Below are 9632 nucleotides of genomic sequence, written 5' to 3' on the forward strand. Positions count from 1 at the left end.
GGAGAGGGTTGGTTCCATCGTTTGTTGGTAACAGTGTTCACAAAACCGCAGGTGAGCCCGCCGGCTCCCGTTACTGACCAGAAGTCAACAGTAGAACTGCAGTTCATGGGCTTGCCAGTGGAACGAGTGCAACATAGAGTTCGACCAGTCACCGGCCGGGGGGGGGCGGTGGCGAGGTGAAGAACGGATGAGGGGCTGTTACTTCACACTGAGGGGCCGGTTTCATTACCGGGGCACCTGGGGGGGTGTCGGCCCGCCGCCTTCCGGGGCGCGCGAGGAAACCGGAAGGCGCGATGCGCAGTCCGTTGAATGGGAACGGCGTCGGATGCTGAGGGGCTCCGGCGCCGTTCCCGATTTCCGCTAGAGAGTCAGTCGAGGATGTGCTCGGCGACCCTGTGCAGACCCTCGAGCGCTCGCGCCTCGGCGTCGGCCGATCGGGGCGTCTCCGGGCTGATCAGCGTGAGGTGCCACAGATCGTTGTCCGCGATGAGGATCGTGTGGACCTCGACGCCGCCGCCGGTGGGGGCCGCCGCGCAGTCGATGTACGCGGTGCCGAGTTCGGGGAGCACCGGCGCGGGGGCCTCGGGGGCGCCCGGCGGAGCGTCCTCGATCGAGGCCGACTCATCTCCGCGGATCTCCGAGCACGCGTATCGCACCCCCAGCAGTGCGGGCTGTCCTCGGAGTGCGGCCTGGGGCCCACCACGCGGCTTGACGACCCCGGCGGCGAAGGTATCGGGAATCTCGTCCCGGTCCGCGGCGGCGGTCCGGGGGGCCGCGGGCGAGGTCGTGGGCATGGGCTTGACCTCCGCGGTGGTGGTGACGGCGTCGGCGGTGTCGTCGTCGGTCCCGTCGGCCTCCTCTCCCTCGTCGGTGGTCGCCTCCGACTGCTGCATCTCGTACAACTCCGGCGACCCCGGGCCGCCATAGGTGCAGATCAGGCCCAGGTCACCGGAGCCGATGGGCTCGATCTCGGGCATGTCGGCACCGGTGAGCTCGATCAGCTCATCGGTCGGCAGATCGAGGAGCTCGCAGGCGTTCAACCGGTCGTCGGGGGCGGGGCGTCCCTCGACCATCGCGGCGGCGACCTCGGGCTGTGGCGCCGGCGAGATCCGGGGTGGACCCGTCTCGCCGTTACCCCCGACGCCGGACGCGGAGCACCCCGCGACTGCCAGCACCGCGGCAGACGCCGCCGACGCGAGGGCGACTCGTCCCCCCGGGGCGGTGCGGGGTCGCTGCGATCGCATGGACCGATCCTACGATGTCGTGGCTCGATGGAGGCTCCCGACCGGTCCGCGAACACCCGTCCGCGCGGGTTCAGGTCTCGCCGGGCACGATCTCGGTCGCTCGGATGACGGCGTCGAACGACTCTCTGATCCGGTCCTCCAGCAGAGTCGGCGACTCGTCGGTGCGCCACTGCTCGACCGCCACCCGGACGATCGCGATCGAGGCCGCCGCGACGGTGGCTGCCTCCACGGACCCGGGCTCGCTGCCCTCTCTGCGGGCCACCAGCGCGGCCAGTTCCTCCTCGGTGCGCGACAGGATCGCGTACACCTCGGTGCGGATTCCCGGTTCCTGCCGCCACATGTCGTGGAACCGGTTGAACAGAGGGGTCTCCTGCCGGGCCATGGAGACCTGCAGCCACAACAGCCGGGTGAGTGCGGTCATCGTGGACACGGACCGGTCGGTGAGGAACAGGCGCACCGCGTCGCGGTCCGGGGGGAAAGCGTCCGGGATGCACGCGGCGGCCTTGGACGGGAAGTAGTTGAAGAACGTGCGGCGGGAGACGTTGGCGGCCTTGGCGATCTGGTCCACCGTCACCGCGTCGAGTCCCCGTTCGAGGGCGAGGTCCAGTGCGACGGAGGAGATGGTCTCGCGCAGCTCGCGGCGGCGTCTCCCGACGCGGTCGGCGCCTTGTCCGTGCGTGGATGGGCCGGACATGTGGCGCCTCCCCGTCGGTCGTCGGTGCGTGTGGGTCGTCTCCGTTCGGTGGTGATGACCTTACCCAGGGGGTCGGGTCCTATCCTGGGCATCATGCGTATCGCCGCCACGACTTTCCTCGCCCCGACGGCCGTCGTCCTGCTCGGTGTGTCGGCGGGGTGCGGCGGTGGCGACGGCGAGCCGGCACCGGAGATGGGGACCATCCGGACCGCGCCGCCGGAGACCAGCGAGCCGGAGATCCCCCAGGTCGAACCCGTGACACGTGAGCAGTGCCCGTACTTGTCCATCGATGAGGCGTCGAGGCTCAACGGCGAGCTGGCCACCGACGTGCGGATCGATGACCGCGTGGATCCCGCTGCCTGCTTCTTCTACGGGGCGGACGGGGCGGTCCAGCTGACGACGACCGTGTATTCGGTCGCGTCCGAGGAGCGGGCCACCGAGCTGGTGGACGGCTCGGCACCGGTCGGTGAGTCCGAGCGCTCGGACGTCGAGGGTGGGTGGACCGGTGGGCGAACCGGTGGCCCGGGGGGCGCTCTGGTGGTCCTGGCCCGAGGCACTCAGGTCCTGGCGGTGCAGTCCACGCAGGAGCAGTCGGTCAAGGTGCAGCGGGTGGCCGAACTCGTCGCGCCCCGCGTGGCCGACTGACTCAGGTTGCCGGGTCGACGGCGACGTGCGAGTACGGCATGAGTGACTCGACCGCGGGGAACACCACTTCCATGAGGAGCAGCACCGCCGCCGCGAGAAGCGCGACGAGCAGCACGATCCGGACCGGCGTCGGGCCGGGCAGGCCGCGGTAGAGGCGGGCGTACATCACCGGCCCCCCAACTCGACGGGGACCTCGCCGGCCACCCGCGGCTCACTTCGTTCGAGCACGGCGTGCACGACGAGCCGCTCCGCGGCCGAGAACTGCGGATGGCACGTGGTGAGCGTCGTCAGCGGCAGCAGCTCGGGGGAGGGGGGCTCGGTGCGTCCGGGCACCGCGTCGATCACCCACACGTCCTCCGGTCGCACCACCGACATCCCGGACAGCCCCTCGTATCTCCCTGACGTCGCGCGGTCGGCGAGGTCTGCGGGCAGACATTCGGCGGCCTGCTCGCGGGCCGAGTCGGGATCCGGGGCGTCGACGGGCAGCACGCGGTAGATCAGCCACCTGTCCGCGGTGGCGTACACCAGGGCGTCGCAGGAGCGAAGGGCGTCGAGATCGTTGAACGGCGAGCCACGGCCCACCCGGTGACCGGCGACGGCGAAGTTGCCGGGTTCCCCCGGGCCCTGTGTCCCGGTGTAGTGCCCGGGCCCGGTCTCCAGAGCCGCGTCGCTGGTCCCGGAGACCACGGCGAACCGGTAGTCGGAGCCGAACGCCGGGATGTACATGCGGGCGAACGCGGTCCCGTCCGCGAGGCCGGACGGTGCCGGGTCCCCGTCCTCCGCGACCCGGCCGCGCATCCGTGGGTTGTCCGTCGTGTCCCACCGCCGGTCCAGGTCGGCGTCGGCGGCGGACTGGGCGCGCGCCGCGTCCAGATCCGTCCACCACACCTGGTAGACCACGAAGAGTGCCAGCACGACGCCGAGCGTCACCAGCACCTCTCCCAGCACACCCGCCGCGCGCCTCACGACGGTTCCGTGACCATCCCCAGGATCAGCTCGGCCATGCTGCGTGCCGTCATCGCCGAGGTCTCCACCTCGCCGAGCATGGCCGCCGTGACGGAGCCGTCATGGAGGATCGCCAACCGATCCGCCAGGTCGGCGATGTTGTCGGGGTCCTCGAGTCCCATGCCGGCGAGCTCGGAGCGGAGCGTGGACGCGACCCACGCCCGCTGGTCGGTCACCGCCTCCCGGATGGCGCGCTCACCGTCGGTGCAGGGGCTGGGGAACTCGATGGCGGCGGCGAGGTGACACGACCCGGGGGTCGCCGGCTCCACACGCTCGCGGACGAGGTCGAACAGTGCGAGGATGCGCCCTCGCGAATCGGGCGCGGCGTCCGCCCGTCGCTGCCACAGGGCGCGGTCCCGATCGGCCATGGCTCTGAGGTACGCCACGACCAACTCGTCCTTGGAGCCGTATGTGTTGTAGAGGCTGGCCTTGGCGACCTTGGCCTCTCTGAGAATCCGGTCGATGCCGACCGCCCGGATCCCGTCGGTGGAGAACAGACGAGTCGACGTGGCCAGGAGCCGCTCCCGCGGTCCGGGTTTGGTCGACCGTGCGCTCGTCACAGGTGACAGACTATCGGCTGGCACCGCGGTCCCGGCGGGACCGGTGCCGTGTCAGGCGACACCGGCCCCGATGGCCCGGTTCACGCCGGGGGCTGTCCCCCGGCGGGAGGGCGGTCACCCGTGACGGTGTCGTCGGCCTGCACGTCTGCTGGGTCGTGGGCCGGGCTACTGTCCGGGCCGTCGGCTCCGGTGTTCTGTTGTCTCTTGTTCGCGCCGCCGACCTTGTCGTTCAGGTAGTCCCCGGTCTTCGCGACGGCCGAGTTGAGCGTGGCGGGGTTCCTGCCGATGTTCTTGATCTTGTCGATCAGGCCCATGTCCGGTCCTTTCGTCAGGTGCTCGCGGGTGAGGAGACGAACGGCCCGGCCCTGTCGTGCGGGGCCGGGCCGTTCGGACTCGTCCGGAGGTCGTGCGTCTCCTGTGTCAGTGCGTCGTCAGACGCGGGTGCGTCCGCGGCCCCTGACCAGAGAGACGAGCCAGATGACCAGGCACGCGCCTACGATCGCGGCGACGAAGCCCCAGATCGAGAAGGCCTCCGGCATCCCGCCGCCCTCGCTGACGAGTGAGACGAGGAGGCCGACGACGAACGCGCCGACCACACCTGCGAGGACGTTGGCGACCAGGCCCATCTGGGCGTTCTTGCCCATGATCATGGAGGCGATCCAGCCTGCGAGGCCACCGACGATGATCCAGGAGATGATGCTCCACAGCATGGTGGTGTGTCCTTTCCCGAGAGTCGTACGCGGCCCAGGCGTGGGCCGCCCTCACAGGAGAACACGTCTGCTCCCGGAACGCCTCCGGTGGGACCGTCTGTGGGGTTAATCGTCGCTTATTCGTTACTCACCCGCGCCTCAGGTGTCATGTGAGCAGGATCCTCAGGCGAGATCCGCCGACTCCGGGTGCTTCTCGACGTACCGCTCGACGAACGCGCAGGCGGGGCGAACGCGCAGTCCCTCGTCGCGGGTGGCCTCCAGTGCCTCCCCGATCATCCGACCGGCCAGACCGCGGCCGCCGAACTCGGGATCGACCACGGTGTGCGGAAACGTCCTGACGCCGTCCGCGTCGCTGTAGTCCGCGAAACCCGCCACCACGCCGTCGACCACGATCTCGAAGCGGCCGGCGGCGGGGTCGCGCCTCACCCGGACATCCTCGCCAGCGCTCACGAGTGCGACTCCGGACGCACGACCATCACCGGGCAGGGCGACGCCTGCAGCAGCGCCCGGCTGGTCGAGCCGAGGACCATGCCCGTGAATCCGCCCCGCCCGTGGGATCCGACGACGACGAGCTGGGCGTCCTCGGCCTGCTCCACCAGGGCCCGGACCGCACGATCGCGGGTGACGACCCGCTCCACTCTGACATCGGGGTAGCGGTCCGAGAATCCGGCGAGCCGCTCGGACAGGGTCTCCAGCTGTTGTTCCTCGAGCTGCCGCCAGTCGTCGTCGGTCAGCGCGATCCCCGCTGCGGCGGCCTGGACCTGCGGATCCATCCAGGTGTGCACCGCGATCAGCGTGGTGTCACGCGCGGACGCCTCGGCGAACGCCCACGAGGTGGCCTTGGCGCTGACCTCCGACCCGTCGACGCCCACCACGACAGGACCTGTGCGGTCGAGGTCGTCGGTGTCCTCGCGGGTCACCACGACCGGGCAGAACGCGTGGCTGGCCACCGATGCCGAGACCGAGCCGAGGACCATCCCCTTGATCCCGCCGAGACCGCGCGAGCCCAGGACGACCATCTTGGCCTTGCGGGAGTAGTCGATCAGGACCTGCGAGGGGTTGCCCTCGACGATCGCGTGCGAGACCTCGATGTCCGGGGCGACCTTGAGGGCGGTGGCCCGGGCCTGCTCGACGATCGGTTGGCACTCCTTCTCCAACTCGTCGTACACGGGTTGGGGCGGGACCATGCCCTCGGCGAACATGGCGGCCGGCATCGTGTAACTGGTGACCAGCACGAGCGGGATCCGCCGGGTCGCGGCGGTGTGGGCTGCGTAGGCGACGGCGCCGGTCGAGGCGGCTGAACCGTCGATGCCGACGATCACGGAATTCTCGAGTGAAGCCATACCCCGAGGATACCGCCGTGTCCGGATCCCCGATGCGTTCTCGGGACGGGTGAGCCTAGATCCCGTCGGGGAAGGGGGCGTTGGCAGGGTAGGCCATGTTGAAGCTGCCCTGGAACGCCGGGAGGAAGGCGCGGCCGGGGCCGAAGAGGAAGAAGTCGACAACGGCGTCGATCATGGATGCTCCTGGTGTGAACGGGGCAGCTGGCGTCCAAGTGGCGCGTGAGGTGCCTGTGGCGAGAGGTGAGTGTAACCCAGCGACTAGACTCCGCACATGATGAATCCCGGACGTCCGCGAAGGCCGCTGCCGTTGCGTGACGGCGTGGACCCGGTCCGGATCCGGCTCGCCGACCCCGGACGGGGGCCCCGCAGCATCCCCGAGGAACTGCGCCGGAGGTTTCCCGACCGTCTCGACGAGCTCGAGGCGGCCCTCGCCGGCGGGCAGGTGGTGACCGCCGACGGTGAGGCCGTCACCGACACCACCCGGCGGCGCCGTGGGATGGACGTGTGGACCTACCGGACACCCGAGCCGGAGGTGGAGGTGCCCTTCGGGATCGAGGTCCTGTACACCGACGACCGCCTCGTCGTCGTCGACAAGCCGCACTTCCTCGCCACCACCCCACGCGCGGGGCACGTCACCCAGACCGCACTGGTGCGGCTCCGCCGCGACCTCGGGCTGGAGGACCTGGCGCCGGCGCATCGCCTCGACAGACTCACCGCCGGGGTCCTGGTGTTTACCGTCGACCCCGCCTTCCGGGCCGCCTATCAGGACCTCTTCGCCGCCCGGCGGGTCGCCAAGACCTATCTGGCCGTGGCCCCGGCCCCGGACGGGACGCCGCGCGTCCGGGAGCGGTCCAGCCGGATCGCCAAGACGCGCGGGGTGCTGCAGGCCGCCGAGGTGGACGGCCCGCCGGACGCCCACACCCGCATCACCCTGCTCGACGTCCGTGAGCCCGGGCAGGGGGAGCCGGGTCCCCCGCTCGGCCTGTACCGCCTCGAGCCCACCACGGGACGCACGCACCAACTGCGAGTGCACATGAACGCCCTCGGGACACCGATCCTCGGCGACGACCTGTACCCGCGGGTGCGGACGATCACCCCCGGGGATTTCTCCCGGCCCCTGCAGTTGCTCGCGGAGACGCTCGAGTTCACCGATCCCGTCTCCGGGGCCCCTCGCCGGTTCCGGACCCGCAGATCGCTCGAGGAGTGGCCGTCGGGGAGGACCCCGGCGAAAGATCGGGGCCATCCCCCATCGGCACCCGCTCCGAACTCCTGCATGCTTTAGGTCGACCACCACGATCCAGGGGAGCACATGACCACGCAGGCCGAGACCCAGCACCGGGCGGAGGGCGCGGACCTCGCCGCCGTCGCCACCGACCTCGTCATGACCTACGGCGAGGGCGAGACCGAGGTCCGCGCGCTCGACCACGTCAGCGCCTCGTTCGAGCGCGGACGGTTCACGGCGATCATGGGGCCGTCCGGATCGGGCAAGTCCACGCTGATGCACTGCATGGCCGGACTGGACCGGCCGACCTCGGGCTCGGTCCGGGTGGGCGACACCGAGATCGTGGGCCTGGCGGACAAGGAACTCACCGCGCTGCGCCGCGACCGGATCGGATTCGTGTTCCAGTCCTTCAACCTGGTCCCCACCCTGACCGCCGAGGAGAACATCACACTCCCCCAGGACATCGCGGGCCACTCGATCGACCGGGAGTGGTTCGACGAGGTTATCGGGAGGCTGGGGATCGCCGACCGGCTCTCACACCGCCCCTCGGAACTGTCCGGGGGGCAGCAACAGCGCGTCGCCTGTGCCCGAGCCCTGGTGGGACGCCCGGACATCCTGTTCGGCGACGAGCCAACCGGCAACCTCGACTCCACCTCGTCGGCGGAGGTGCTGTCGATCCTGCGCAGCGCGGCGGACGAGTTCCAGCAGACCGTCGTGATCGTCACCCACGACCCGCGCGCGGCGACCTACGCCGACCGCGTCCTGTTGCTCGCCGACGGCAAGGTCGTGCGGGAGCTCTCCCACCCCACCTCCGATGAGATCCTGGCGGCCATGGGCGCGCTCGAGGAGGGGTGATGTCCGCCCGTCACGCCGCGGGTCGCGCGCCCAGCCATTCCCGGCCCATGCTCCGTGTGTCCCTGCGCAACATCGCCGCGCACAAGCTGCGGTTGGTCCTGTCCGTCCTCGCCGTGGTGCTCGGTACGGCGTTCGTCACCGGCTCGCTCGTGTTCACCTCGACCCTCAAGAACACGTTCGACGGGCTGCTCGACCAGGGGACGCAGGACCTGTCCGCGATGATCGAACCCGAGGACCCCCGGGGTGGCGGGGTGCCGTTCGAGGTCGCCGAGCGCGCCCTCGAGCTGCCGGGTGTCGAGGCCGTCACCCCGGGCGTGACCGGCACGGTGGTGCTGTTCAACGCCGACGGCACGCCCTATCAGTCGGGCGGCGCCCCGTCGGAGGGACTGGAGTGGGTCGAGCCCGATCAGGCCGTCGGCAGCAGCAGCTGGATCTCGGACGGACGGGCCCCGGACGCGGACGGTGAGGTCGTCCTCCCCGAGTCGGTGCTGGACAACGCGGGACTCGCGATCGGGGACTCCGCTCGGGTGTACACCACCTCGCAGGGCATGATCGACGTCACGATCGTGGGCGCCTACTCCTCGGAGACCGACGTCGGCGGCTACGTCGGGGTCGGGTTCACCCCCGCCCAGGCCCGCGCCCTGTTCACCGACGGTGAGAACGCGACGAACGTGGCCGTCCGTGCGGTCCCCGGCGTGAGCCAGGAGGAGATCCGCGACACGCTCGCCGCCGAGTTCCCCGAGTACGAGGTGAGCACGGGCGAGGAGGTTAAGGAGAGGCTCTCCGCGCAGCTGGCGACCATCCTGGACTTCGTCAACTACTTCTTCGTCGCCTTCGGCCTGATCGCGCTCCTCGTGGGCACGTTCATCATCTACAACACCTTCTCCATGCTGGTGGCGCAGAGGTTGCGCGAGCTGGCCCTGTTGCGGGCGATCGGCGCGACCCGGGGCCAGCTCACCCGGTCCGTGCTGGCCGAGGCCGCGCTGACCGGTCTGGTCGGCTCCGCGATCGGCGTGCTCGCCGGGTTCGGGCTGGCGAGGGTCATCTTCGCGGTGCTCGACGCCTTCGACCTGGGCATCCCCTCGGGCAGCCTCGCGCTCACGCCGATGTCGGTCGTCACCCCGTTGGTGCTGGGCTTCGTCGTCACCGTGTTCTCCGCGTGGGCGCCCGCCCGCCGCGCCGGACGGGTCGCACCGGTCCAGGGCATGCGGGTGGGGGCCGCCTCCTCCGAGGCCGGGGGTGGCTGGAGGACCTACATCGGGCTGCTGGCCGTGGTCAGCGGCATCATGCTGGCGTTGATCGGCACCTGGCAGGACACCACGAGGACCGGTGCGATCACCGTGGGCGTCGGCGC

Annotated in this window: 13 protein-coding genes; 4 read left to right on the forward strand and 9 right to left on the reverse strand. The window is 70.6% G+C overall.

The window, feature by feature from the left end; all coding sequences use genetic code 11:
* Positions 1 to 368 precede the first annotated feature (368 nt).
* The gene (locus IY392_RS14535; protein ID WP_194861596.1) at positions 369 to 1244 is read right to left on the reverse strand and encodes a hypothetical protein; all 876 of its coding nucleotides are present in this window, start codon (positions 1242 to 1244) and stop codon (positions 369 to 371) included.
* A 70-nt stretch (positions 1245 to 1314) separates the two neighbouring features.
* Positions 1315 to 1938, reverse strand: coding sequence for a TetR family transcriptional regulator (locus IY392_RS14540; RefSeq protein WP_194861597.1), 624 nt, complete (start codon positions 1936 to 1938; stop codon positions 1315 to 1317).
* Positions 1939 to 2031: 93 nt separating this feature from the next.
* Here IY392_RS14540 and IY392_RS14545 point away from each other — a divergent pair, with 93 nt between their 5' ends.
* Positions 2032 to 2583 (forward strand): DUF2020 domain-containing protein, encoded by a 552-nt coding sequence (locus IY392_RS14545; protein ID WP_228549452.1) that lies wholly within the window; start codon positions 2032 to 2034, stop codon positions 2581 to 2583.
* A gap of 1 nt (position 2584) precedes the next feature.
* On the opposite strand, the gene IY392_RS14550 is transcribed toward IY392_RS14545, so the two are convergent.
* From IY392_RS14550 to IY392_RS14580, 7 genes are all read right to left on the reverse strand, one after another.
* On the reverse strand, positions 2585 to 2749 hold the full coding sequence (locus IY392_RS14550) for a hypothetical protein (protein WP_194861598.1): 165 nt from the start codon (positions 2747 to 2749) through the stop codon (positions 2585 to 2587).
* Complete coding sequence (locus IY392_RS14555; RefSeq protein WP_309230215.1) at positions 2749 to 3549, reverse strand: class E sortase; 801 nt, start codon at positions 3547 to 3549, stop codon at positions 2749 to 2751. Before IY392_RS14555 ends, IY392_RS14550 begins: the two co-directional genes overlap by 1 nt.
* Positions 3546 to 4148, reverse strand: a complete 603-nt coding sequence (locus IY392_RS14560; protein ID WP_182613057.1) for a TetR/AcrR family transcriptional regulator — start codon at positions 4146 to 4148, stop codon at positions 3546 to 3548. The genes IY392_RS14555 and IY392_RS14560 overlap by 4 nt, the downstream gene beginning before the upstream one ends.
* Before the next feature lie 80 nt (positions 4149 to 4228).
* A complete protein-coding gene (locus tag IY392_RS14565) occupies positions 4229 to 4462 on the reverse strand; it encodes a hypothetical protein (protein WP_182613058.1) in 234 nt (77 codons plus the stop codon).
* A 117-nt stretch (positions 4463 to 4579) separates the two neighbouring features.
* A complete protein-coding gene (locus tag IY392_RS14570) occupies positions 4580 to 4858 on the reverse strand; it encodes a GlsB/YeaQ/YmgE family stress response membrane protein (RefSeq protein ID WP_107757507.1) in 279 nt (92 codons plus the stop codon).
* Positions 4859 to 5020: 162 nt separating this feature from the next.
* On the reverse strand, positions 5021 to 5308 hold the full coding sequence (locus IY392_RS14575) for a GNAT family N-acetyltransferase (RefSeq protein WP_182613059.1): 288 nt from the start codon (positions 5306 to 5308) through the stop codon (positions 5021 to 5023).
* Positions 5305 to 6201 (reverse strand): universal stress protein, encoded by an 897-nt coding sequence (locus IY392_RS14580; protein WP_182613060.1) that lies wholly within the window; start codon positions 6199 to 6201, stop codon positions 5305 to 5307. Before IY392_RS14580 ends, IY392_RS14575 begins: the two co-directional genes overlap by 4 nt.
* A gap of 271 nt (positions 6202 to 6472) precedes the next feature.
* On the opposite strand from IY392_RS14580, the gene IY392_RS14585 reads away from it, so the two are divergent.
* From IY392_RS14585 to IY392_RS14595, 3 genes are all read left to right on the forward strand, one after another.
* Entirely contained in the window at positions 6473 to 7483 is a 1011-nt protein-coding gene (locus tag IY392_RS14585; protein ID WP_228549453.1) for a pseudouridine synthase, read from the forward strand.
* Between the two features lie 27 nt (positions 7484 to 7510).
* On the forward strand, positions 7511 to 8278 hold the full coding sequence (locus IY392_RS14590; RefSeq protein WP_182613062.1) for an ABC transporter ATP-binding protein: 768 nt from the start codon (positions 7511 to 7513) through the stop codon (positions 8276 to 8278).
* The coding region (locus tag IY392_RS14595; protein ID WP_228549454.1) for an FtsX-like permease family protein at positions 8278 to 9632 on the forward strand (1355 nt) is incomplete at its 3' end. The genes IY392_RS14590 and IY392_RS14595, both read left to right, overlap by 1 nt.

The sequence above is a fragment of the Dietzia sp. SYD-A1 genome (assembly GCF_015356725.1).
In the GTDB taxonomy this organism is placed as follows: domain Bacteria; phylum Actinomycetota; class Actinomycetes; order Mycobacteriales; family Mycobacteriaceae; genus Dietzia.

Excerpts from the sequence above, each read along its gene's own strand:
- IY392_RS14535 (WP_194861596.1), bottom strand. The coding sequence starts at position 1,244 with ATGCGATCGCAGCGACCCCGCACCGCCCCGGGGGGACGAGTCGCCCTC.
- IY392_RS14540 (WP_194861597.1), bottom strand. The coding sequence starts at position 1,938 with ATGTCCGGCCCATCCACGCACGGACAAGGCGCCGACCGCGTCGGGAGA.
- IY392_RS14545 (WP_228549452.1), top strand. The coding sequence starts at position 2,032 with ATGCGTATCGCCGCCACGACTTTCCTCGCCCCGACGGCCGTCGTCCTG.
- IY392_RS14550 (WP_194861598.1), bottom strand. The coding sequence starts at position 2,749 with ATGTACGCCCGCCTCTACCGCGGCCTGCCCGGCCCGACGCCGGTCCGG.
- IY392_RS14565 (WP_182613058.1), bottom strand. The coding sequence starts at position 4,462 with ATGGGCCTGATCGACAAGATCAAGAACATCGGCAGGAACCCCGCCACG.
- IY392_RS14570 (WP_107757507.1), bottom strand. The coding sequence starts at position 4,858 with ATGCTGTGGAGCATCATCTCCTGGATCATCGTCGGTGGCCTCGCAGGC.
- IY392_RS14580 (WP_182613060.1), bottom strand. The coding sequence starts at position 6,201 with ATGGCTTCACTCGAGAATTCCGTGATCGTCGGCATCGACGGTTCAGCC.
- IY392_RS14585 (WP_228549453.1), top strand. The coding sequence starts at position 6,473 with ATGATGAATCCCGGACGTCCGCGAAGGCCGCTGCCGTTGCGTGACGGC.
- IY392_RS14590 (WP_182613062.1), top strand. The coding sequence starts at position 7,511 with ATGACCACGCAGGCCGAGACCCAGCACCGGGCGGAGGGCGCGGACCTC.